We start from the raw sequence: 23,753 nt of genomic DNA, 5'->3' as shown, positions 1-23,753 counted from the left end.
AATGTTCCACGAGCCTCCCCCACATCCCATTCATCCACCGGCCGAGCGGCCGGACTGACATCCACACAGCATTTCTCAGGAGTCTCCCCCATGGGCAAGATCATTGGTATCGACCTCGGCACCACCAACTCGTGCGTGGCGATCATGGACGGCGGCAAGGCCCGCGTCATCGAGAATTCGGAAGGCGATCGCACCACCCCGTCGATCGTCGCCTACACCAAGGACGGCGAAGTCCTAGTCGGTGCCTCGGCCAAGCGCCAGGCGGTGACCAACCCGAAGAACACCTTCTACGCGGTGAAGCGCCTGATCGGCCGCAAGTTCACCGACGCCGAGGTGCAGAAGGACATCGCCCACGTCCCGTACAGCATCCTCGCCCACGACAATGGTGATGCGTGGGTGGCCACCAGCGACGCCAAGAAGATGGCGCCGCAGGAAATCTCGGCCAAGGTACTGGAGAAGATGAAGAAGACCGCCGAGGACTTCCTCGGTGAGAAGGTCACCGAAGCGGTCATCACCGTGCCGGCCTACTTCAACGACAGCCAGCGCCAGGCCACCAAGGATGCTGGCCGCATCGCGGGCCTGGACGTCAAGCGCATCATCAACGAGCCGACCGCGGCCGCGCTGGCCTATGGCCTGGACAAGGGCGACAACAAGGATCGCAAGATCGTTGTGTACGACCTGGGCGGCGGTACCTTCGACGTCTCGGTGATCGAGATCGCCAACGTCGACGGCGAGAAGCAGTTCGAAGTGCTGGCCACCAACGGCGACACCTTCCTGGGCGGCGAAGACTTCGACAACCGCGTCATCGAGTACCTGGTGGAAGAGTTCAACAAGGACCAGGGCATCGACCTGCGCAAGGATCCGCTGGCCCTGCAGCGCCTGAAGGACGCTGCCGAGCGTGCCAAGATCGAGCTGTCCAGCGCCCAGCAGACCGAAGTGAACCTGCCGTACGTCACCGCTGACGCGTCGGGTCCGAAGCACCTGAACATCAAGCTGACCCGCGCCAAGCTGGAAGCGCTGGTGGAAGACCTGATCAAGAAGTCGATCGAGCCGTGCCGCGTCGCCCTGAACGATGCCGGCCTGCGTTCGAGCGACATCAGCGAAGTGATCCTGGTCGGCGGCCAGACCCGCATGCCGAAGGTGCAGCAGGCGGTGACCGAGTTCTTCGGCAAGGAGCCGCGCAAGGACGTCAACCCGGACGAAGCCGTGGCACTGGGTGCGGCGATCCAGGGTGGCGTGCTGGGCGGCGACGTCAAGGACGTGCTGCTGCTGGACGTGACCCCGCTGTCGCTGGGCATCGAAACCATGGGCGGCGTGTTCACCAAGATCATCGAGAAGAACACCACCATCCCGACCAAGGCCTCGCAGGTGTTCTCCACCGCCGAGGACAACCAGTCGGCCGTGACCGTGCACGTGCTGCAGGGTGAGCGCGAACAGGCCCGCTTCAACAAGTCGCTGGCCAAGTTCGACCTGTCCGGCATCGAGCCGGCGCCGCGTGGCCTGCCGCAGGTGGAAGTGTCCTTCGACATCGACGCCAACGGCATCCTGCATGTGTCGGCCAAGGACAAGAAGACCAACAAGGAACAGAAGGTCGAGATCAAGGCCGGCTCGGGCCTGTCCGAGGAAGAGATCGCGCGCATGGTCGCCGACGCGGAAGCCAACCGCGAAGAAGACAAGAAGTTCCAGGAGCTGGTGCAGGCCCGCAACCAGGCCGATGCCCTGATCCACGGCACCCGCAGCGCCATCACCGAGCACGGCAGCAAGGTCGGCGGCGATGTCATCGGCAAGGTTGAAGCGGCTCTGGCCGATCTTGAAACCGCGATGAAGGGCGACGACAAGGCACAGATCGAAGCCAAGTCGAAGGTGCTGGAGGAAGCCGGCCAGTCGCTGTTCGCCGCAGCGTCGGCAGAGCAGGGCGGTGCCCCGGGCGCCGATGCCGGCAATGCGGGCAAGGGCAACGACGACGTGGTGGACGCCGAGTTCACCGAAGTCAAGGACGACAAGAAGTCCTGATCCGGACCGACGCGGGACGCTGCCTGGCAGCGTCCCGTTGTCGCATCAGGGTCCTGACCGCCTCCGGCGCGTCGGGGCGCCCGACGCAAGAGCGGACCTGGTTCCGCTCTTCCGCTTTGACGAATCCCGACATTCCGGAAGCCGATTCACGATATGAGCAAGCGCGATTACTACGAAGTGCTGGGCGTGGCCCGCACCGCCAACGAAGAAGAGCTGAAGAAGGCTTACCGCCGCTGCGCGATGAAGTTCCATCCGGACCGAAATCCGGGTGATGCGGCTGCCGAAGCCTCCTTCAAGGAGTGCAAGGAAGCCTACGAGGTCCTGTCCGACGGCAACAAGCGCCGGATGTATGACAGCCACGGCCATGCCGCGTTCGAGCACGGCATGGGCGGGGGCGGTCCGGGTGGTCCGGACATGAACGATATCTTCGGCGACATCTTCGGCAACATCTTCGGTGGTGCCGGCGGCGGTCCGCGCCAGGCACGCCGCGGTGCCGACATCGGTTACGTGATGGAGCTGGACCTGGAAGAAGCGGTGCGTGGCGTCGAGCGCCGCATCGAGATCCCGACCCTGGCCGAATGCGGCGATTGCGATGGCAGCGGCTCGGAAGATGGCAAGGTGGAGACCTGCAACGTCTGCCACGGCCGCGGCCAGGTGCGCATCCAGCGCGGCATCTTCGCCATGCAGCAGGCCTGCCACAACTGCGGCGGCCGCGGCCAGATCATCGCCAAGCCCTGCAAGACCTGCCACGGCAATGGCCGTGTCGAGGAAGACAAGGTGCTGTCGGTGAAGGTGCCGGCGGGCGTCGACACCGGCGATCGCATCCGCCTGGCTGGCGAGGGCGAAGCGGGGCCGGCCGGCACGCCGCCGGGCGACCTGTACGTGGAAGTGCGCGTGCGCGAGCACCCCATCTTCCAGCGCGATGGCGACGATCTGCATTGTGAAGTGCCGATCCGCATCTCGCAGGCGGCGCTCGGCGATACCGTGCGCGTGGCGACGCTGGGCGGCGAAGCGGAGATCCGCATTCCGGCAGAGACCCAGACCGGCAAACTGTTCCGCCTGCGCGGCAAGGGCGTGCGTTCGGTGCGCAGCCGCAGCGAGGGCGATCTGTATTGCCGCGTGGTGGTCGAGACGCCGGTCAACCTGACCAACGACCAGCGCAGGCTGCTGGAGCAGTTCGAGGCCACCTTCGTCGGTGAGGAAGCGCGCAAGCACTCGCCGAAGTCCGCCACCTTCATGGACGGCGTGAAGGGCTTCTGGGACCGGATGACGTCCTGAATTTTCAACGCAAGCGTTGAACGGTAGCGCCGGGCCATGCCCGGCGTTGTCGTGTATGGGAATGCATTGCGCGCCGCCGGGCATCGGTCCGTGACCTTATGAATCCGGTAGCGCCGGGCCATGCCCGGCGTTTCTGTGCATAGGGTCAGCGGAAGAACGCCGCCGGGGTCTGCCCCAGCTGGCGCTTGAACATGCTGGTGAACGCGCTGGGGCTGTCGTAGCCCATCGCCAGTGCGACATCGATGACCTTCTCGCCGGTCGCCAGCCGTTCCATTGCCGCCAGCAGCCGCGCCTGCTGCCGCCACTGGCCGAAGGTCACGCCCAGTTCGTTGGCGAAGTGGCGCTGGATGGTTTTCACATCCACTTCCAGTGACTGCGCCCAGTCCTGCAGCGTCGCATCGTCGCCGGGATGCTTCTGCAGGTGCTGGCAGATCCGCTGCAGGCGCGGATCGGTAGGCGCGGGCAGGTGCAGCGGCAATACGTCCATGCGATGCAGCTCGTCCAGCAGAAGGCGCACCACGCGGCCATCGCGGCTGTCTTCGATGTGCTCGCCCTTGATCAGGGTGGCTGCCTGCAGCAGTTCGCGCAGCAGCGGTGCCACCTGTACCGCGAACGGTTCGGCCGGCAGTTGCGGGGCGAATGACGGGTCGATGTACAGGCTGCGCATGTGCACGGCGGCAATGCAGTCCACCGCATGCACCATGCCGGCCGGCATCCAGATCGCACGGGTGGAGGGCACGACCCAGCGACCGACTTCCGAGCGCACCACCATCAGCCCGGAGATGGCATAGACCAGCTGGTGGCGCTGGTGCTTGTGGCCTGCGATATGGGTGCCGGCCGGGTACTGGGTAACCCGGTAGGTGACCGGGCGATGCAGCGGCACATCGCGCCACGGCGCAGCCGGATCGACGTCACCGCCAATGTCCTTTTTGCGATAGGCCATGACCCGAACGCGGCAGAAGGGAGGGGAAGGCAACCGTAGCATGCGGAACCGCCCTCAAATCTGACTGCGTCCATGTCGACTCTGGCTTCCCCTGCAACGACCTCCCGCCCGGTGGCGCCCGGCGTACTGGCCGCCATCTCCACCTCGCATGTCGTCAACGACATGATGCAGTCGTTGATCCTGGCGATCTATCCGGTCATCAAGGGCGGCTTCAATCTCAGCTTCACCCAGATCGGACTGATCACGCTGACCTACCAGCTCACCGCGTCGATCTTCCAACCGCTGGTGGGGATGCATACCGACCGCCATCCAGCGCCGTACTCGTTGCCGATCGGCATGGCCTCGACGCTGTGCGGGATGCTGCTGCTCGGCTTCGCGCCGAACTATGCGATGGTCCTGATGGCCGCCGCGCTGGTCGGCATCGGATCGGCGATCTTCCACCCGGAAGCGTCGCGCATCGCACGGCTGGCGTCTGGCGGGCGCCATGGCTTCGCACAGTCGGTGTTCCAGGTCGGCGGCAACTTCGGTACCGCGCTGGGGCCGCTGATTGCCGCCGCCGTGATCGTGCCGTACGGCCAGCATGCGGCCTCATGGTTTGCCGGTGCTGCGCTGGTCGGCATCGCCCTGCTGACCTATGTGAGCCGCTGGTATGCGCTGCACCTGGGCGCACCCCGCCCGGCCGGCGTGGCGGCGGTGGCGTCGCGGCATCCTCCGCGCACCGTGGCCAAGGTGCTGGCGATCCTGCTGGTGCTGATCTTCAGCAAGTACTTCTACATGGCCAGCATCGGCAGCTACTTCACCTTCTACCTGATCCACCATTTCGGCATTCCGGTGGCGCAGGCGCAGCTGCATCTGTTCGCGTTCCTGGTGGCTTCGGCGGCGGGTGGCTTCCTGGGCGGTCCGCTGGGCGATCGCATCGGCCGCAAGCCGATCATCTGGACCTCGATCCTGGGCGTGGCGCCGTTCGCACTGGCGTTGCCGCATGCGGATCTGCTGTGGACCACGGTGCTGGCGGTGCTGATCGGTTTCGTGTTGTCGTCTGCCTTCTCTGCCATCGTGGTCTATGCGCAGGAGATGATGCCGCACCGGATCGGCATGGTGTCGGGCCTGTTCTTCGGTTTTGCGTTCGGCATGGGCGGCCTGGGCGCGGCGGTGCTGGGCCTGCTGGCGGACAGGACCAGCATCGAATACGTCTATCACCTGACGGCGTTCCTGCCGCTGCTCGGCATCGTGGCGGCATGGCTGCCGCCGTCGCGGCCTGCTGCTCACTGAGGGAGGGTGGGTTTGCAGGGCTTGCAGCCCTGCACCTGCACAGGCAACGGCAACAACCGAAGCGCGCTATCCGTGGATTGGCGGGGGGGGGGGGGGGGGGGGGGGGGGGGGGGCGGGGAGGCAGCAAAAAAAAAGAATAGAACCCCACCAAAACACACCACCCCCCCCCCCCCCCCCCCCCCGCCACCCCACGGAATGCCGCTTTGGCTTTGGCTTCGGCCGTTGCCGTTGCATTGAGCAGGTGCAGGGCTGCAAGCCCTGCCGAAAACCCCCTTGGGCGTAGAATGCGGATATGAGCGAATCCCTTGATACCCATCTGGTCCACGGTCGCCGCCAGCGGCCGGATGGGCCGTCGCCGGTCGATGTCATTTCGGTCCAGTCGCAACTTGTCTACGGCCATGCCGGCAACAGTGCCGCCATGCCGCCGATGCGCGCGCTCGGTGTGCGCGTGGCCGACATCCCGACCACGCTGCTGAGCAACGCGCCGTTCTACGAGACCACCCGCGGCCGCGTACTGCCCAGCGACTGGTTCGCCGATCTGCTGCTGGGCACCCACGAGCGTGGCTTGCCGCAGCGGGCCAGGATGCTGGTCTCCGGCTACTTCGGCAGCACCGCCAATGGTGCGGCGTTCGCCGACTGGCTCGATCAGGTCCTGCCCGCGTGCCCGCAGCTGCGCTACTGCCTGGATCCGGTGATCGGCGATACCCATACCGGCCCCTATGTGGAGCCGGGTCTGGAGGCGATCTTCGCCGAACGGCTGCTGCCGCATGCCTGGCTGGTCACCCCGAATGCATTCGAGCTGGCCCGTCTGACCGGCATGCCGGCACTGGCCGAGGCCGACGCCATCGCCGCCGCGCGTACGCTGCTGACGCGTGGTCCGCACTGGGTGATCGCGCACAGCGTGGGCGGCACGCCGGGCGAGCTGGTGACGCTGGCGGTGGGACGCGACGAGACCTGGCGCTGGACCTCGCCGCTGCTGCCGGTGGACGTGGCCGGGACCGGCGACGTACTGATGTCGCTGGTGGTGTCGTTCCTGCTGCGGGGAGAGTCGATGCAGCAGGCGATCTCGCGTGCCATCGCGGGTACCCATGCCGCCCTGGAGGCTACGCTCGCCAACGGCTTCGAGGAGTTCGACGTGATTGCCGCGGCGCCCGCCGCACTGGCCGAAGGCACGCGCTTCCGCGCTGAACGCGTGGCATGACGGCAGTGCAGCACTTTGCGCCGGGCACGATCGGCATCGTCGGCAGTGCCGGCGCCTACGGGCGCTGGCTGGGCCGCTTCTTCGAGCAGCAGATGGGACTGCAGGTGATCGGCCACGATCCGGCCGATGCAGCTTCGCATACACCGGAGCAGTTGCTGGCCCAGGCCGATGTACTGGTGTTCTCCGCACCCATCCGGCATACGCCGGAACTGATCGCCGAATACGTGCGCCGCTCGGCGGGCCGTGAACGCGGACGCCTGTGGCTCGATGTCACCTCGGTCAAGGACGCGCCGGTACAGGCGATGCTTGCCTCGCAGGCCGAAGTGGTCGGCCTGCACCCGATGACCGCGCCGCCGAAGGCCCCCACGTTGAAGGGCAGGGTGATGGTGGTCTGCGAAGCGCGACTGCAGCACTGGCAGCCCTGGCTGGAAGCGCTGTGCGTGGCGCTGCAGGCCGAGTGCGTGCGCGCCACGCCACAGCACCATGACCAGATGATGGCGCTGGTGCAGGCGATGGTGCATGCCACGCATCTGGCCCAGGCAGGCGTGCTGCGGGAATATCAGCCGCAACTGGGAACACTGGAAGCGATGCTTCCCTATCGCTCGGCGTCGTTCGAACTGGATACCGCGATCATCTCGCGCATCCTCTCGCTGAATCCGGCGATCTATGAGGACATCCAGTTCGGCAATCCGCATGTCGCGCCGATGCTGGAACGCCTGGTCGGCCAGCTGCGCGTGCTGCAGGCCCAGGTCGACCAAGGCGACGACATGGCGCGCGGTGCGTTCCGCGAGCAGATGCTGGTGGCGAACCGGGCCGCCTTCGGCGCGCCTGCACTGGCCTCGGGAAACTATACCTTCGAGCGGGTGGGCTACCTGCTGGCCGATCTGACCGAGCGCAACGCCGTGTCGGTCCACCTGCCGGAAGATCGCCCGGGCTCACTGCGTGAGCTGCTGAACATCTTCGAGCAGCACGGCATCAGCCTGGCTTCCATCCATTCCTCGCGCACGCCGGGCGGGGAAGTGCATTTCCGCATCGGCTTCGTCGCCGGCAGTGATCCCCGGGCCCTGGCCGACGCAGCGGCCGCCGTGGATGCCAGCGGAATCGGACGGGTACTGGCGTAGTGCATTCATCCACAGGGGATGTGGATGAATTCTGCGCAACCATGTGGATAACACTGCTCATGCCTTGCCAGCACAGGCTGTCAAGATCTGTGGCGAAAAACTGACCAGGGTGCTGCCGGTGGGGGCGGGTTACGCCCGGCGGCCCTGCGATGACCCAGCGATGACCCACGCGACGCTAGATGGTCAGCCGCAGTTCGCCGCCGCTGGTGCTGAACTCGCGGCCATTGCGCACCAGATGACGCCCGTCGTCGAGCTCGTAGCGCGGGGCGGCTTCGGAATGATGCCCGCTGCCATTGGCCTCGGGCTTGAACTCGATGATGATATGACTCTCGCCATTGCTGTCGACTGCGGGAAACTGACGGAACGACATCGTCCACCTCCTTCAGCGGATGCTGCTTCTGCGCGGCCAGCTTGGCGCCAGAGGTGTTAGCCGACCGTCATCAATCGATGAACTGCAGTCGCGCCAGCTCCGCGTACAGACCCCCTTCAGCCAACAACTGTGCGTGCGTGCCTTCGGCGACGATGCGCCCCTGGTCCATGACCACGATGCGGTCGGCCTTGAGCACGGTTGCCAGACGGTGTGCGATGACCAGCGTGGTGCGGCCCGCCATCAGGCGCTCCAGCGCCTGCTGTACACCGTACTCGCTCTGCGCGTCGAGCGCGCTGGTGGCTTCGTCCAGCAGCAGGATCGGCGCATCCTTCAGCAGCGCGCGGGCGATCGCCACGCGCTGCTGCTGCCCGCCGGACAGGCGCGCGCCGCGCTCGCCCAGCTCACTGTCATAACCCTGCGGCAACGCACGCAGGAAGCCATCGGCCTCAGCGGCACGAGCCGCTTCCTCGACTTCGGCATCGCTGGCCTGCAGGCGGCCGTAGCGGATGTTGTCGCGGGCGCTGGCGGCGAACAGCGTCGGTTGCTGCGGCACCAGGGCCAGCTGGGCGCGCAGGTCGGCGGGATCGACCTCGCGCACATCGATGCCGTCCACGCAGATGCGGCCGTTGGCCGGGTCATGGAAGCGCAGCAGCATCGACAGCACCGTGCTCTTGCCGGCACCCGAGGGGCCGACCAGGGCCACGGTCTCGCCGGGGCGCACATGCAGGCTGAAGTGGTCGAGCGCGGCCTGGTCCGGTCGCTGCGGGTAGTGGAACACCACGTCATCGAACTGGATCTCGCCTTGCAGCGGCTGCGGCAGCGCGCGTGGATGCGCGGGCGCGCGGATCTCGACATCCTCCTGCAGCAGTTCGCCGATCCGGCCCATGCCGCCGGCAGCGCGCTGGAGTTCGTTCCAGACTTCGGCCAGAGCGCCCACCGAACCACCGCCGATCAGCGCGTACAGCACGAACTGGCCCAGGGTGCCGGCACTGAGGCGGCCCTCGATGACATCGTGGGCGCCCAGCCACAGCACGCCGACAATGGCACCGAAGATCAGCAGGATGGCACTGGCGGTGACCAGCGACTGTGCGCCGATGCGCCGGCGTGCGGCACGGATCGCATCGCCCAGCGCCAGGTCGAAGCGGCCGCGCTCGTAAGGCTCGCGCGCATGTGCCTGCACCGTGCGGACGGCACCGAGGGTCTCGCTGGCCAGGCTGTTGGCGTCGGCGATGCGGTCCTGGCTGCTGCGCGCGACGGTGCGCAGCTTGCGTGCGCCGATGATGATGGGCAGTACCGCCAGCGGGATGCCGAGCAGCGACCACGCCGCCAGGCGCGGACTGGTCACGAACAGCATGGCCAGGCTGCCGACCACCGTCACGCTGCTGCGCAATGCGACTGACATGGTCGAGCCCACCACGCTGCGCAGCAGCTCGCTGTCGGCGGTCAGGCGCGAGACCAGTTCGCCGCTGCGGCTGCGGTCATGGAAACCGGCACCCAACTGGATCAGGTGCCCGTACAGACGGCTGCGCAGGTCGGCAACTACCTTCTCGCCGAGCAGCGACACGAAGTAGAAGCGTGCGGAGGTGGCGATCGCCAGCACTACCGCCACCAGCATCAGCAGGGCAAACGCCCGGTTGATCTGGCCGCCGCTGCTGAAGCCGTGGTCGATCATCTGCTTGACGGCCGGAGGCAGGCTGAGGGTGGCGGCCGAGGAGACGGCCAGCGCCAGCAGCCAGGCGGCGAACAGGCCACTGTGCCGGCGCACGAACGGCCACAGCGTTCGCAGGCTGCCGAGGCGGCGCAATGGCGGGGTCGCGGCGGCCGCGTCGTCCTTGTCAGTCATCCTGGTCGTCATCTCGGATACGGATACGGTCACGGGTGGCGTCTCGCAGGCGGATTTTCAATGCGTCGGCCTGGTCGGCGGGTAATTCGATCCGCAGGCGCACGCCTTCAGCGTCGAACTGTTCATCCTGCTTCTCGGCGGAGAACGTGGGCAGGGCCGCATGCAGGGTACCCAGGTCCTCGAAGCCGGCCAGCAGCTGCAGCCGTGCCATCGCCACCAGCGGCAGCCGCGGTGCCGTGCGCAGACACTCGGCGGCGGTACCGCCGTAGGCGCGGACCAGACCGCCGGCGCCGAGCTTGATACCCCCGTACCAGCGGATCACCACCACCATGACCCGGTCGAAGCCCTGGCCATCGATGGCGGCCAGGATCGGCCGGCCGGCAGTCCCCGCCGGCTCGCCATCATCGCTGGAGCGATACTCCTGTCCATGCCGGTAGGCCCAGCAGTTGTGCGTGGCGTCGGCCACCATCACCCGCTGCAGGAACGACATCGCCGCCGCCGCGCCATCGATGGGCGCGGCATGGGCGATGAAGCGGCTGTGCTTGACTTCCAGCGTGTGGCTGACGGGCTGGGCGAGGGTATCGGGCATTCCCTTCATTCTACGGGGTTGCCGCCCCCATGCTTCAGTCGTCCAGCAGAGGACGCAGGTCGCGTGGCAGCCGCGACTCCGGATACTGCTGCACGTAGCGCTCGAGGCTGGCACGGGCGATGTCGCGCTGGCCTTCGTCGCGACGTTCGCGGATCTTCTGCAGCCACTGCCGGCGGGGCAGCTGGGCGTCGGCGGCCACTTCGGCCTGCACGGCCGTAGCGCTGAGCGCGGCATCGCTGCCGCGACGCATCACGCCCGGTGCGCTGCGGAGCGGTGCGGCCCGCTTGAGCGTCGTGGTGTCACCGCGCTGTCCCGCGCTGGCCGGAGCGGCCTCCATCGCGCCGGACAGGGGGGCAACGGCGTCGCGCGCTTCCAGCGACGGCGGCGCAGGCGCCGCAGCAGGCAGCGGTGCCGAATAGGCCACAGCGGCCGGAGGTTCCGCAGCCGGCGGCGGAGCTGCGGTGTCGGCGGCGGCGCGCTCGGTGGCCTGAGCCGCCGCTTTCGCTCGTGCCGCCACCGTCGGTGCCGGTGTCTGCGGTGCGGAGGATCGGGCCGGCGCGGCGGGCTTGGGTGCCGCGACCGGCGCCGGTGGTGCCGGCGGCGCACTTGCGATGGCCGGCTCGGCAGGGGAAGGCCGGGTAGGGCGCTCGGCAGGCTGCGCGGCCACTTCGGCAGCGACCTCGTCGGCGACGCGCGGCGCAGTGATCTGTGCATCGTGCGCCGGGACCGCGGGCGGTTCCGGGCGCAGCTGCCAGGCGATTCCGATGGCGAATACCATCGATGCAGCAACGCCGAACACCGCAGGCCAGTGCCGGCGCGGCCGCCGTGCACGCACGCTGCCCGCACCGGGCGCGTCGGCCGGTGGCGCCTGCACCGCCGCACGGGCGGCCGCCAGGATCGTGGCATCCAGCGCCGCCGGAGGCGCCTGTTCGACACGACGGCCGAGCAGGCGCGCCAGCTCGCGCTCTTCAGGCGTCAGGGGTTCGTCTCGGTTCATGCGTTCAGTCCCGCACGCAGCTTGTCCATCGCATAGCGCAGCCGCGATTTCACGGTTTCCCGGCCTACGCCGGTGATCTGGCCGATCTCCTCCAGGCTCAGTTCCTGATCCAGCCGCAGCTGCAGCACTTCGCGCTGCTCCAGCGGCAGTTCTTCCATCGCGCGCTGGATGCGGCGACGTTGCTCGAATTCAGAAAGCTCTGCTTCCGGGGTCTGCCCATCTTCCAGCGCGGCCAGACGCAGCTCGGCATCGGCCGGCGCCGCCGGGCGGTGGCGTGCGGCGCGCCAGTGATCGTTGAGCCGGTTGTGCGCGATGCGGAACAGCCAGGTGCTGAAGGCGGCATCCGGCTGCCAGCCGGACCGTGCGCTGATGACCCGTTGCCAGACGTCCTGGAAGATCTCCTCGGCCAGGGCGGTATCGCGCAGCTGGCGCAGCAGGAAGCCGAACAGGCGCTTGCGATGGCGCGCATACAGGCTCTCGAACGCGTGCAGGTCGCCGCCGGCCCAGGCGAGCATCAAGGCTTCATCGGTTGGCAGGGCGCTGGCTTCCACGCGGTACAGGTTAAGGCCTGCCGACGATGGCGCATAGCGGGGTGCGGGGGCGGACAGGGCGAGGTTCATGGCTCGGAACGGGGTGCGGACGCCAGGAATAACGAACGGGCGCACGATTCGGGGTTGCCGGGCTTCCATTGCCCCCCCGGTGGCGCGCTATGCTCGGCGGCTCAGGGGAGGCGACGCACAGACGGCGCCAAGAGATTGTCATTTGTCCACGCACGCTGAACCTGCGCAAACGCCATCACACGAGGCCGTGCTGAGTACGGAACTCGTGCGCGCGCTGCATGCGCTGCTGCCGGAATCGGCGGTGGTCCGGGTCGGCTGGGACGATCCCCAGCTGGGGCGCGGTGACGCCATCTGGCCGATACCCCCGGTCGCGGCCGACAGCGGGGCACCGGCTGCAGGCGATGGCCGCCACGGTTGGGATCATGATGGTGCCCGCCTGTACCTGGTGGTGGAAGGCGCGGCGCCTTCGTCCGCATGGTGGGGTCTGGCGCGGCAGGCCATGGAGCTGGCCCTGCAGCGGGGCCGCCAGGCGGGACAGATCAAGGCGCTGGAAGAGGCCGAGCGGCTGCAGCAGGCGCTGTTCCAGATTGCCGATCTTGCCGGCGCCGACCTGGAGATGGGGCAGATGCTGCGCCGCGTGCACGACGTGCTGGGCACGCTGATGTACGCGGAAAACTGTTACATCGTCGAATACGATGACCTGCACGACCAGATCAGGTTCCTGTACTTCGCCGACCAGGTGGATGATTTCGTCGCCGATCCGGCGCAGAGCTTCGACGCCGGTGGAATGCCGCGCAGCCTGACGGTGGCGTTGCTGCACCATGGCAGGCCCCTGAGCGGACCTTCGCGGGAACTGTTGGCCCGCGAGGTCGGGCAGGAGCATGACCCGCTTCGCGGCCCCGAAAGCCTGGACTGGCTGGGTGTGCCGATGCTGCGCGATGGCCGGGTGTGCGGTGCCATCGTGGTGCAGAGCTACGAGCAGGCAGACCGCTATGGCGAGGCCGAGCGTGCACTGCTGGGTTTCGTTGCCCAGCACGTACAGACCGCGATGGACCGGCGCCAGGCCCAGGTGCGGCTCGAGCAGCAGGTGGAACTGCGCACGCAGGAGCTGCAGCGCGCCAACCACAGCCTGCAGGACGAAGTGGCCGAGCGTCGTCGTGCCGAGCAGCTGCAGATCGCGCTGTACGACATTGCAGAGATGGCGATGTCCGCCGAGAGCCTGGAGCAGTTCTACGGCCAGGTGCATGGCGTGGTCGGCCGACTGCTCGACGCGCGCAATTTCTACATCGCGCTGGTCAACGAGGCGGGTGATGGACTGGATTTCGTCTACTCGGTGGATGAACGCCACGCCAGCCGCGCCTCCCGTGCGTTCAGTCGTGGCCTGACCGAATACGTGGTGCGCAACCGCCAGCCGCTGTTGGCCTCCCGCGCGCAGATCGACTCGCTGCGCGCCAGTGGCGAGGTGCGCGAGTCCGGCGCGCGCTCGCTGTGCTGGCTGGGCGTGCCGCTGCTGCGGGATGACGAAGTGGTTGGCGCGATCGTGGTGCAGAGCTACAGCGAGCAGCGTGCCTTCAGCATCCACGACCAGCGCTTGCTGACCTTCGTCGCGCAGAACATCGGCACCGGACTGGCCCGCCAGCGCGACCAGCAGCGCCTGCGTTCGGCGCATGCCGAGCTGGAGAAGCGCGTGGACGAACGCACGCGCGAACTGGCAGAGGTCAATGAAAAGCTGTTGGGCCAGATCGGCGAGCGCCTGCGTGCCGAGCAGCGGCTGACCCACCAGGCCATGCACGACGCGCTGACCGGGTTGCCCAACCGCCTGCACCTGCTGGACCGGCTGCAGGATGCGCTGGTACTGGCCAGGCAGGAGGACGGCCCGGTGTTCGCGGTGCTGTTCCTGGATCTGGACCGTTTCAAGCTGGTCAACGACAGCATCGGCCACGCCGCCGGCGATCACATGCTGGTGGAAGTGGCCAAGCGCATCGTGTCGATGGCGGGCCCCGACGACGTGGTGGCGCGCCTGGGCGGTGATGAGTTCGCGGTGCTGCTGCAGTGCCCGCTGGGCCTGGCGCAGGCCCTGGATTTCGGTCAACGCCTGCTGTTGGCATTGCAGGAGTCGATGTGGATCGCCGGGCGCGAGCTGTTCCCGTCCGGCAGCCTCGGCATCGCGCTGTGGAATCCGCGTTACCGGACCGGAGAAGAGCTGCTGCGCGATGCCGACGCCGCCATGTACCGGGCCAAGGCGCAGGGGCATGATCGCTGTGCGATCTTCGACGAGGACATGCGCGAGCAGGCCATGCGCAGCCTCGATCTGGAAGCCGATCTGCGGCGGGCGATCAACAACCGGGATTTCGTGCCGTTCTACCAGCCGATCGTGCGCCTGTCCGACGGGGAAGTGGTGGGCCACGAAGCGCTGCTGCGCTGGCAGCACGAACGGCGTGGCCTGCTGTTGCCGGGCGCGTTCCTGGAGCTGGGAGAGGAGAGCGGGTTGATCGAACAGGTCGACTGGCTGATCTACGAACAGGTCATCGCCGGCCTGGCCGCGGGCGGGCAGGGCTATGTGTCGGTGAACGTGTCGCCGCGGCATTTCCGTTCGGCCGGTTTCAGTGCGCGCCTGTTCGGCCTGCTCGACGCCTGCGAGGCCGATCCGCGCCGGTTGCGCCTGGAGATCACCGAGGTCGCGCTGCTGGATGACGGCCCGCACACGCTGCATATCCTGCAGGGACTGCGCGAGCGCGGCATCCAGGTGCAGCTGGACGACTTCGGCACCGGCTTCTCGGCGTTGTCGTACCTGCACCGCTTCCCGATCAGCACGCTGAAGATCGACCAGAGCTTCATTGCCGGCCTGCATGGACCGGAAGTGCAGAGCACCCGCGCGCTGGTACAGGGCGTGCTGTCGCTGGCGCGCACGCTGGGCATCGAAACCATCGGCGAAGGCATCGAAACCGAAGCCCAGCGGCAGACACTGCGCGAACTGGGCTGCGATTACGGCCAGGGCTACCTGCTGGGGCGACCGGCTCCCTGGGCCGACGTGGCGCCCTGAGACGCCACGCGGCGGACGATCAACGCAGGGCGGCGCGGCGCTTCTCGTCGATCCACTTGGAGGCCTGTGCCGGCTGGTAGTTCTTCATCCACTCCAGCATCTGCTCGATGTCCGAGCCGTACCACAGGTCCTGGCGCTGGTCCGGGTGCAGGAAGCGCTCATCCACCATGCGATCGATCATGCCGATCAGCGGCGCGTAGAAGCCGTCCACGTCCAGGAATGCACAGGGCTTGTTGCCGATGCCCAGCTGGCGCCAGGTCAGCATCTCGAAGATCTCCTCCATGGTGCCGAAGCCGCCGGGCAGGGCGACGAAGCCGTCGGCCAGGTCGAACATGCGCGACTTGCGTTCGTGCATCGAGCCGACGATCTCCAGCTCGGTCAGGCCACGATGGGCCACTTCCCAGTCGGCCAGCTGGCGGGGAATCACGCCGGTGACCTCGCCGCCGGCCGCGAGCACGGCATTGGCCACGGTTCCCATCAGGCCGACGTTGCCGCCGCCATACACCAGGCGCAGGCCGTCGCGGGCGATGCGGTCGCCCAGTGCAATGGCGCGTTCGGTATAGGCCGGCTTGCTGCCAGCGTTGGAACCACAGTACACACAGATCGATTTCATGGATCTTCCTGTCTCTTGGCCGGAAACGAAAACGCCCCGTCGCCGACCGCAGGGCGGTCAGGGACGGGGTGTCCAAGGATTATGAGGCCTTGAGAGGCCTTCTGTAGAGCCGAGCCATGCTCGGCTGCTCTTCGTTCAGATCGCGGCAATGCCCTAGCCGAGCATGGGCTATGCCGGTCGTCCTGACCGGCACCCTTCGGGCCGTCGCCAGCGACGTTGGCAGCGGCTCCTGCCGCTGCCTTCGGCTCTACAAAAAGCGGGGGCTTACGCCGCCGCAGCCTGCTCGCGTCGCGGGCCTTCACGCAGGGCGCGGCCGACCATGCCCACCAGCAGATCCAGCTCTTCGCTGTCCATGCCGAAGTGGGGCGTGAAGCGCAGCGAGTTCTCGCCGCCATGGATCACATTGATGCCATGCCGGCGCAGCCATTCTTCGGTGGAACCACTGCCGTAGCACTTGAACTGCGGCGCCAGCTCGCACGAGAACAGCAGGCCGGTACCCTGCACCTTGGTGATCAGCCCGCCAAGCTCGCCCTTGAGCTGTTCCAGCTTGCGCACGGCTTCGGCGCCGCGCTCGGCGATGTTGGCGCGCACCTGCGGGGTCAGCTGTGCCAGCGTCGCGCAGGCCACGTCCAGCGCACGCGGGTTGCTGGTCATGGTGTTGCCGTAGATGCCCTTGCGGTACAGCTGTGCGGCATGCTCGGTCACCGCCAGCACCGACAGCGGGTACTGGGCCGCGTTCAGGGCCTTCGAGTAGGTTTCCATGTCCGGCGGATCCAGGCCTTCGAAGCCCGGGTAGTCAACCACCGACAGCACGCCGTGCGCGCGCAGGCCGGCCTGGATCGAATCGAGCAACAGCAGGCTGCCGTGCGCGCGGGTCAATTCGCGGGCCAGGGCATAGAACGACGGCGGCACCGAGCGGCCCGGATCGCCTTCGCCCATGACCGGCTCCAGGAACACCGCCTCGATGAACCACTTGTTGCGGGCGGCGTCCTCGAACACCGCGCGCAGGCCGGCTTCGTCGTACGGCGCCACGGTGATCACCGAATCCTCGCCACGGTAGCTGGCCAGATGCTGCATGTAGCTCTTGCGGCTGGAATCGGAGTACAGCGCCGGCCGGTCGGTGCGGCCATGGAAGCTGCCCTTGACCACCACGCGCTTGATCGCGGCGCCGGCGTGGCGCGCACCCGGGTCGGTCTGCAGCTTGGCGTTGACGTCGGCGATGCGTGCGGCCAGCCCGACCGCTTCCGAGCCGGAGTTCAGGCACATGAAACGGGCGAACGGGCAGCCGCCACGACGGTGGCCGATCTCGGCGCGAAGGGCGGTGATGAAGCGCTGCTGTGACAGGCTGGGGGTCATGATGTTGGCCATCACCTGCGGTCGGGCCATCGCCTCCAGCACCGTGTCGGGGGTATGACCGAAGCCGAGCATGCCGTAGCCGCCAGCGTCATACAGCACCGCCCCCTTCAGGGTGACCACCCACGGGCCGCGCGCGGCCAGCGCCACATAGGGCGTAACGGCGTCGTCGGCGTAGAAATTGACGAACCCGTCCTGCATGGCATCGATCTGCGCCTGTTCGTCCTGCCCCAGCAACGGCCCCAGTTCGCCCTGCACACGGGCGAACTCCGCGGCGGCGGCCTCGACCGCGGCCACCAGCTGAGGATGGCGGACGGACAGGGTGGTCAGGGTGGCGTCGTCCAGGCCGGTGGTGAGGCGGGTGCCGGGCTGGCTGCGCAGTGGGGCGAGGCGTTCGATGAAGCTCATTGCAGATCTCCTGAAACAATGGGGCGCACGGGCCATCAAAAAGCAAAACGCGCGTCATCACGCGCGCTGGGCGGCCTCGTGCAGCGGACTTCCATCTCGATGCTAGCACTTGTTTTTTTGCGCGATAACCCCGCAGAAACCTGTTGCATAGCAGCATTTTGCGCGACGTTCGCCGCGGACCACGCCGGCTCGCAGACGCTGGCCGTACAATGCGCGCCATTGTCGACCTGTTGCCGCCCACTGCCTTGAAGAAGTCCGATTTCCACTACGACCTGCCGGCTGAACTGATCGCGCAGGCGCCGCTGGCTGAACGTTCCGCCAGCCGCCTGCTGCTGGTGCCTCCGGCCCCTGCCGCCTTCACCGACCTGCAGGTGCGTGATCTGCCCTCGCTGCTGCAGCCGGGCGACCTGCTGGTATTCAACGATACGCGCGTGATCCCGGCGCGCCTGTTCGGTCAGAAGGCCAGCGGTGGGCGGGTCGAGATCCTGATCGAGCGCCTGCTCGGCGGCCAGCAGGCGCGTGCCCAGGTCGGCGCCAGCAAGTCGCCCAAGGCCGGCAGCCGCATCGCGCTCGATGCCGGTGGCGAAGCCGAAGTGCTGGGCCGCGACGGCGAGTTCTATGTGCTGCAGTTCCATGTGCCCGAGTCACTGGAGCAGTGGCTGCTGCACGCCGGACGCCTGCCGCTGCCCCCCTACATCCAGCGCGAGCCGGGCGTGGACGACCGCGAGCGCTACCAGACCGTGTTCGCGCGGGAGGTGGGAGCGGTGGCGGCACCGACCGCCGGCCTGCATTTCGATGAACCGCTGTTGGCCGCGCTGAAGGACAAGGGCGTGGAGTTCGGCCACGTCACCCTGCACGTGGGGGCAGGCACCTTCCAGCCGGTGCGAGCCGATGACCTGAAGGACCACGTGATGCACCGCGAGTGGCTGAACGTGGGCGCCGAGCTGGTGCAGCAGGTGCGTCGGACCCGCGCTGCGGGCGGGCGCGTGATCGGTGTCGGCACCACCGTGGTGCGCGCGCTGGAAAGTGCGATGCGTGACGGCGAGCTGTTGCCGTTCGCCGGCGAGACGCAGATCTTCATCACCCCGGGCTATCGGATCCGCAGCGTTGACGCGATGGTGACCAATTTCCATCTGCCGGAAAGCACCCTGTTGATGATGATTTCGGCCTTTGCCGGCAAGGAGCGGGTGTTCGAGGCCTATCAGCACGCGATCCAGCAGCGCTATCGCTTCTTCAGTTACGGCGACGCGATGCTGCTGTTCCCGCAGGCAGGGTAGGGCGCGCCGGGAGGGCAGGGACCCTTGTGGGTGCGCACCTTGGTGCGCACGCCTTCTTGGGAGACAATAGGCAACTATTTGCCTGAACGACCGCTCCATGTCCCGACTGCAGTTCCAGCTCAAGACCCGCGACGGCCGTGCCCGTCGCGGCCGCCTGACCTTCCCGCGCGGCACGGTGGAAACGCCGGCTTTCATGCCCGTGGGAACCTATGGCTCGGTCAAGGGCATCCTGCCGGACCAGGTGCGCGCGCTGGGGGCCGAGATCATCCTTGGCAACACCTTCCATCTGTACCTGCGTCCGGGCCTGGACATCATCGCCGACCACGGCGGACTGCATGGCTTCTGCCGCTGGGACGGCCCGATCCTGACCGATTCCGGCGGTTTCCAGGTGTTCTCGCTGGCCCACCGCCGCAAGATCACCGAACAAGGCGTGACCTTCGCTTCGCCGACCGACGGGGCCCGGGTGTTCCTCGGCCCGGAAGAGAGCATGAAGATCCAGAAGGTGCTCGATTCGGACGTGGTGATGATCTTCGACGAGTGCACCCCGTACCCGGCCACCGAGGACGTCGCCCGCCGGTCGATGGAGCTGAGCCTGCGCTGGGCCCAGCGCAGCCGCAACGCCCATGACGAGCTCGGCAACGATGCGGCCCTGTTCGGGATCGTCCAGGGGGGGGTGCATACCGACCTGCGCAGCCGCTCGGCCGAGGCCCTGCAGGCGATCGGCTTCGATGGCTATGCCATCGGTGGCCTGGCCGTGGGCGAGCCGGAGCACGAGCGCAACGCCATGCTCGACCACCTGGATCCGGAGCTGCCGGGCGACCGCCCGCGCTACCTGATGGGCGTGGGCCGGCCGGAAGACCTGGTCGAGGGTGTCGCACGCGGCGTCGATATGTTCGACTGCGTGATGCCGACCCGCAACGCGCGCAACGGGCATTACTTCACCTCGTTCGGTACCGTCCGCATCCGCAATTCGCAGTATGCGCGGGACATGGACCCGATCGAACCGGGCTGCGGCTGCGTGGCCTGTACCGGCGGCTACACCCGCTCGTACCTGCGCCACCTGGACCGCTGCAACGAGATGCTGGCGCCGATGCTGGGCACCCTGCACAACCTGTTCTACTACGAGAAGCTGATGGCCGACATCCGGGCGGCGATCGAGGCGGGAACCTTCCAGGCCTTCCGCGAGTCCTTCTATGCGGCACGCGGAGCGGTTCCGCCGCCGCTGTAACCCGGCGCCCCCCTGCCGAACGGCCCGGGGACGAACGTCCGGGGCCATGGCATACTTCAAGGCTGACCCAGATCCGCGGTCGACACCCCGCGCCCGTGAAAGGGCCGGAGCGCCGCCCAACCAAAGGACCAAAGATGAACCTGCTTGCCTTCCTGATTCCCGCCGCCCACGCCCAGGCCGCCGGTGGCCAACCGCAGGGCATGGGCCTGACCACGCTGCTGTTCCCGATCATCCTGATCGCCATCATGTACTTCCTGATGATCCGCCCGCAGATGAAGCGGCAGAAGGAGCACAAGGCCATGCTGGAGAAGATCAAGCGTGGCGACGAAGTGCTGACCAACGGTGGCATCGCCGGCGTGGTCACCGACATCGGCGACAACTTCGTCACCCTGGAAGTGGCCGAGAACGTGCGCATCCGCGTGCAGAAGGGCGCTGTCGGCAACGTGCTGCCGGCCGGTACCCTGAAGTCGGCCCAGTAAGCCACTCCCTTTCCGATGCACAACCGCGGCGCCGGGGATGGCGCCGCGCGGGACCCAAGCAATGCTCGAATTTCCACGCTGGAAGTACGTCGTCATCCTGATCGTACTTGCGCTCAGTACGCTGTATGCGCTGCCCAACATCTACCAGAAGGACGCGGCCGTCCAGATCACCGCCAACCGTGGCGGACAGGTCGACGACGCCCTCCGCGACCGCGTGGTGGCTGACCTGAAGAAGGCCGGCATCGCCAGCCTCGGCGCGGAGAAGGAAGGCGAGAGCCTGATCGTCCGCCTGCCGGACCTCAAGACCCAGGCCGCGGCAAGCGACCTGCTGCGCGACAGCGTGGGTGAGAACTACACGGTCGCGCTGAACCTGGCATCCACCGTTCCGGACTGGCTGGCCAATCTTGGCGGTCGCCCGATGACGCTCGGCCTGGACCTGCAGGGCGGCGTGCACTTCGTGCTGCAGGTGGACCAGAAGGCTGCGCTGGACAAGCGCCTGGATGCCTATACCGAAGACGTGCGCAGCACCCTGCGCGACGCACGCATTCCGTACCAGTCGGTCGAGCGTCGCGCCGACAACAGCATCGTGGCCAACCTGAGCCCGTCCGCCGGTGACGACGCCGCGCAGCGCGCCCGCACGGCCCTGCTCAAGGCGCAGCCGACCCTCGGTTACGACGTCAGCGGCAGCCGCATCACGGTGACCGTGCCGGAGGCCGAGATCTCGCAGATCGCCAACGGCGCCATCGAGCAGAACATCAATACCCTGCGCAACCGCGTGAACCAGCTGGGCGTGGCCGAGCCGATCATCCAGCGCCAGGGCGCCGACCGCGTCGTGGTGCAGCTGCCCGGCGTGCAGGACACGGCCGAAGCCAAGCGCATGATCGGTGCGACCGCCACCCTGGAATACCGTGCGGTGGTCGAGGGCAACGCCCAGGACGCCATCAACGCCGGCCGCATCCCGCCGGAAGCCAAGGTCTACCAGCAGCGTGACGGCCGCGGCCCGATCCTGCTGAACAAGCGCGTGATCGTCACCGGCGACCAGATGGTGGCTGCGCAGGCGGTGACCGACGCCAACAGCGGTGCCCCGGCGGTCAGCGTGACGCTGAACAACGTCGGTGGCCAGCGCATGTTCGACTTCACCAGCGCCAACGTGAACAAGCCGATGGCGGTGGTGTACACCGAACGCGTGCCGACCGTGACCGTGGTCGACGGCCAGGAAGTGCGCGGCTTCAAGGTCAACGAGGAAGTGATCTCGGTGGCCAACATCAATGGCGTGTTCGGCAAGAACTTCCAGACCACCGGCCTGCAGAAGAAGGAAGCCGAAGATCTGGCCAAGCTGCTGAAGTCCGGCTCGCTGGCCGCGCCGATGGACTTCGTCGAAGAGCGCGTGGTCGGCCCGAGCCTGGGTGCCGAGAACGTCAAGAACGGCATGCGCGCCGTGGTCTTCGCCTTCCTGTTCACCCTGGTGTTCTTCAGCATCTACTACCGCATGTTCGGCATCATCACGTCGGTGGCGATGCTGTTCAACCTGCTGATCGTGGTGGCAGTGATGTCGTTGTTCGGCGCGACCATGACCCTGCCGGGCTTTGCCGGCCTGGCGCTGTCGGTCGGCCTGTCGGTCGACGCCAACGTGCTGATCAACGAGCGTATCCGTGAAGAGCTGCGGGCCGGTGTTCCGGGCAAGACCGCGATCGTGACCGGTTACGAGCGCGCTTCCGGCACCATCCTCGACGCCAACCTGACCGGCCTGATCGTCGGCGTGGCACTGTTCGCATTCGGTACCGGTCCGCTGAAGGGCTTCGCGCTGACCATGATCATCGGTATTTTCGCCTCCATGTTCACCGCGATCACCGTGTCGCGTGCGCTGGCGACGCTGATCTACGGCCGCCGCAAGAAGCTCCAGAACGTGGCCATCTGACGGGACGACACGCACATGAAACTGTTTCCGCTGCACATCCTCCCGAACGACACCAAGGTCGATTTCATGCGGTGGCGCCATGTCGCCATGGTCGTCACGATCATCGTGTTCCTGGCATCGATCGCCATCATCGGCTTCAAGGGCTTCAACTATGCCCTGGACTTCACCGGTGGCACCCTGATCGAGGCCCGCTTCGAACGCCCGGTGGACGTCGAGCAGGTCCGCACCAAGCTCGAGCAGAGCGGCTTCGACGGCGCCCAGGTGCAGAGCGTCGGTGGCAGTACCGACCTGCTGATCCGCCTGGCGCCGCACGGTGAGCATGCCCCGGGTACCGGCGATTCCGCCGCCGAGGACAAGGCCACCGCGGCGGCCGTGGTCAAGGCGCTGTCCTCGGCCGACAACCAGGCGACGGTGCTGCGCAATGAGTTCGTCGGCCCGCAGATCGGCAAGGATCTGGCGATGAACGGCCTGTACGCCACCATCTTCATGCTGGCCGGCTTCCTGATCTACATCGCCGTCCGCTTTGAATGGAAGTTCGCGGTCACCGCCAGCATCGTGGCCATGTTCGACCTGATCGTGACGGTGGCTTACGTGTCCCTGCTGGGCCGCGAGTTCGACCTGACGGTGCTGGCCGGCCTGCTGTCGGTGATGGGCTTTGCGATCAACGACATCATCGTGGTGTTCGACCGCGTCCGCGAGAACTTCCGCAGCCTGCGCGTGGAGCCGATGGAAGTGCTGAACCGTTCGATCAACCAGACGCTGTCGCGTACGGTGATCACCGCGGTGATGTTCTTCCTGTCCGCACTGGCCCTGTACCTGTACGGTGGCAGCTCGATGGAAGGCCTGGCCGAAACGCACATGATCGGTGCGGTGATCGTGGTCATGTCGTCGATCCTGGTCGCGGTGCCGATGCTCACGATCGGCTTCCTGCGCGTGAGCAAGCAGGACCTGCTGCCGAAGGCCAAGGACATCGAGGCTCTGGCCCGCCGTCCGTAAGCGTTCGCGCTGCACGCAACGCACAGAGAACCCCGCGCAAGCGGGGTTTTTTGTTGGCAGGGCGTGCAGTCCTGCGGCTGACACCCCGCACTCTGACACCGCCCCACCTTCGACAGATTCCGGCGGCTGATCGAAATGAATCCGGGGTCAGAAACCATTTTAAGTGGAAAAACGCAATGACCCCAAAAACATTTACACCAGAAAGCAGAAAAAAATAGAAAGCGGGGTGGGTGCCCTTTGGGGGGCGGGGG

General features: G+C 67.1%; 19 protein-coding genes. 11 read left to right on the top strand and 8 right to left on the bottom strand.

The features are described 5' to 3' along the window. Positions 1-90: 90 nt before the first annotated feature. Together dnaK and dnaJ are read left to right on the top strand one after the other, a co-directional pair. On the top strand, positions 91-2,013 hold the full coding sequence (dnaK, locus tag ACVOME_RS04640; RefSeq protein ID WP_053519712.1) for a molecular chaperone DnaK: 1,923 nt from the start codon (positions 91-93) through the stop codon (positions 2,011-2,013). Between the two features lie 153 nt (positions 2,014-2,166). Continuing rightward, a complete protein-coding gene (dnaJ, locus tag ACVOME_RS04635) occupies positions 2,167-3,291 on the top strand; it encodes a molecular chaperone DnaJ (protein WP_053519713.1) in 1,125 nt (374 codons plus the stop codon). Positions 3,292-3,436: 145 nt separating this feature from the next. Here the strand turns inward: dnaJ and ACVOME_RS04630 are convergent, their stop codons facing one another. Further along, entirely contained in the window at positions 3,437-4,234 is a 798-nt protein-coding gene (locus tag ACVOME_RS04630) for an AraC family transcriptional regulator (RefSeq protein ID WP_481504791.1), read from the bottom strand. Positions 4,235-4,306: 72 nt separating this feature from the next. Between ACVOME_RS04630 and ACVOME_RS04625 the strand changes: the two genes are divergently transcribed. The 3 genes from ACVOME_RS04625 (at position 4,307) to ACVOME_RS04615 (ending at position 7,828) form a co-directional block, all read left to right on the top strand. Continuing rightward, positions 4,307-5,506, top strand: coding sequence for an MFS transporter (locus ACVOME_RS04625; protein ID WP_164152967.1), 1,200 nt, complete (start codon positions 4,307-4,309; stop codon positions 5,504-5,506). 292 nt (positions 5,507-5,798) lie between these two features. Further along, a complete protein-coding gene (pdxY, locus tag ACVOME_RS04620) occupies positions 5,799-6,707 on the top strand; it encodes a pyridoxal kinase (RefSeq protein WP_481504790.1) in 909 nt (302 codons plus the stop codon). After that, the gene (locus ACVOME_RS04615; RefSeq protein ID WP_481504789.1) at positions 6,704-7,828 is read left to right on the top strand and encodes a prephenate dehydrogenase; all 1,125 of its coding nucleotides are present in this window, start codon (positions 6,704-6,706) and stop codon (positions 7,826-7,828) included. Before pdxY ends, ACVOME_RS04615 begins: the two co-directional genes overlap by 4 nt. Positions 7,829-8,003: 175 nt before the next feature. Here the strand turns inward: ACVOME_RS04615 and ACVOME_RS04610 are convergent, their stop codons facing one another. The 5 genes from ACVOME_RS04610 to ACVOME_RS04590 all read right to left on the bottom strand — a co-directional run bounded on the left by ACVOME_RS04610 (position 8,004) and on the right by ACVOME_RS04590 (position 12,142). Further along, entirely contained in the window at positions 8,004-8,198 is a 195-nt protein-coding gene (locus ACVOME_RS04610) for a hypothetical protein (protein WP_481504788.1), read from the bottom strand. Positions 8,199-8,268: 70 nt separating this feature from the next. After that, the gene (locus tag ACVOME_RS04605) at positions 8,269-10,041 is read right to left on the bottom strand and encodes an ABC transporter transmembrane domain-containing protein (protein ID WP_065181307.1); all 1,773 of its coding nucleotides are present in this window, start codon (positions 10,039-10,041) and stop codon (positions 8,269-8,271) included. Next, the gene (locus ACVOME_RS04600; protein ID WP_481504787.1) at positions 10,034-10,630 is read right to left on the bottom strand and encodes an IMPACT family protein; all 597 of its coding nucleotides are present in this window, start codon (positions 10,628-10,630) and stop codon (positions 10,034-10,036) included. Before ACVOME_RS04600 ends, ACVOME_RS04605 begins: the two co-directional genes overlap by 8 nt. Positions 10,631-10,664: 34 nt before the next feature. Next, on the bottom strand, positions 10,665-11,627 hold the full coding sequence (locus ACVOME_RS04595; RefSeq protein WP_481504786.1) for a hypothetical protein: 963 nt from the start codon (positions 11,625-11,627) through the stop codon (positions 10,665-10,667). Next, positions 11,624-12,142 carry an RNA polymerase sigma factor gene (locus ACVOME_RS04590; protein WP_229765872.1) on the bottom strand — a complete coding sequence of 173 codons (519 nt, stop codon included), beginning with the start codon at positions 12,140-12,142 and terminating at the stop codon, positions 11,624-11,626. The genes ACVOME_RS04595 and ACVOME_RS04590 overlap by 4 nt, the downstream gene beginning before the upstream one ends. A gap of 292 nt (positions 12,143-12,434) precedes the next feature. Between ACVOME_RS04590 and ACVOME_RS04585 the strand changes: the two genes are divergently transcribed. Next, the gene (locus tag ACVOME_RS04585) at positions 12,435-15,230 is read left to right on the top strand and encodes a bifunctional diguanylate cyclase/phosphodiesterase (RefSeq protein ID WP_481504785.1); all 2,796 of its coding nucleotides are present in this window, start codon (positions 12,435-12,437) and stop codon (positions 15,228-15,230) included. A 19-nt stretch (positions 15,231-15,249) separates the two neighbouring features. Here the strand turns inward: ACVOME_RS04585 and ACVOME_RS04580 are convergent, their stop codons facing one another. Together ACVOME_RS04580 and ACVOME_RS04575 are read right to left on the bottom strand one after the other, a co-directional pair. Beyond that, positions 15,250-15,843 (bottom strand): LOG family protein, encoded by a 594-nt coding sequence (locus ACVOME_RS04580; protein ID WP_065175031.1) that lies wholly within the window; start codon positions 15,841-15,843, stop codon positions 15,250-15,252. Between the two features lie 264 nt (positions 15,844-16,107). Continuing rightward, positions 16,108-17,604 (bottom strand): aminotransferase class III-fold pyridoxal phosphate-dependent enzyme, encoded by a 1,497-nt coding sequence (locus ACVOME_RS04575; protein ID WP_128988969.1) that lies wholly within the window; start codon positions 17,602-17,604, stop codon positions 16,108-16,110. Between the two features lie 209 nt (positions 17,605-17,813). Between ACVOME_RS04575 and queA the strand changes: the two genes are divergently transcribed. The 5 genes from queA (at position 17,814) to secF (ending at position 23,502) form a co-directional block, all read left to right on the top strand. Continuing rightward, positions 17,814-18,881 carry a tRNA preQ1(34) S-adenosylmethionine ribosyltransferase-isomerase QueA gene (gene queA / locus ACVOME_RS04570; RefSeq protein WP_111185614.1) on the top strand — a complete coding sequence of 356 codons (1,068 nt, stop codon included), beginning with the start codon at positions 17,814-17,816 and terminating at the stop codon, positions 18,879-18,881. 97 nt (positions 18,882-18,978) lie between these two features. Next, entirely contained in the window at positions 18,979-20,109 is a 1,131-nt protein-coding gene (gene tgt / locus ACVOME_RS04565; RefSeq protein WP_065181313.1) for a tRNA guanosine(34) transglycosylase Tgt, read from the top strand. A 134-nt stretch (positions 20,110-20,243) separates the two neighbouring features. Beyond that, positions 20,244-20,588: a preprotein translocase subunit YajC gene (gene yajC / locus ACVOME_RS04560; RefSeq protein WP_053519780.1), complete on the top strand. Its 345-nt coding sequence runs from the start codon at positions 20,244-20,246 to the stop codon at positions 20,586-20,588. 61 nt (positions 20,589-20,649) lie between these two features. Next, the gene (secD, locus tag ACVOME_RS04555; protein WP_053519779.1) at positions 20,650-22,506 is read left to right on the top strand and encodes a protein translocase subunit SecD; all 1,857 of its coding nucleotides are present in this window, start codon (positions 20,650-20,652) and stop codon (positions 22,504-22,506) included. 15 nt (positions 22,507-22,521) lie between these two features. Continuing rightward, complete coding sequence (gene secF / locus ACVOME_RS04550; RefSeq protein ID WP_481504784.1) at positions 22,522-23,502, top strand: protein translocase subunit SecF; 981 nt, start codon at positions 22,522-22,524, stop codon at positions 23,500-23,502. Positions 23,503-23,753 lie beyond the last annotated feature (251 nt).

Source organism: Stenotrophomonas sp. STEN008 (assembly GCF_056760435.1).
The sequence above is the reverse complement of the archived record's forward strand: the minus strand, read 5'-3'. Positions and strand labels throughout refer to the sequence as shown.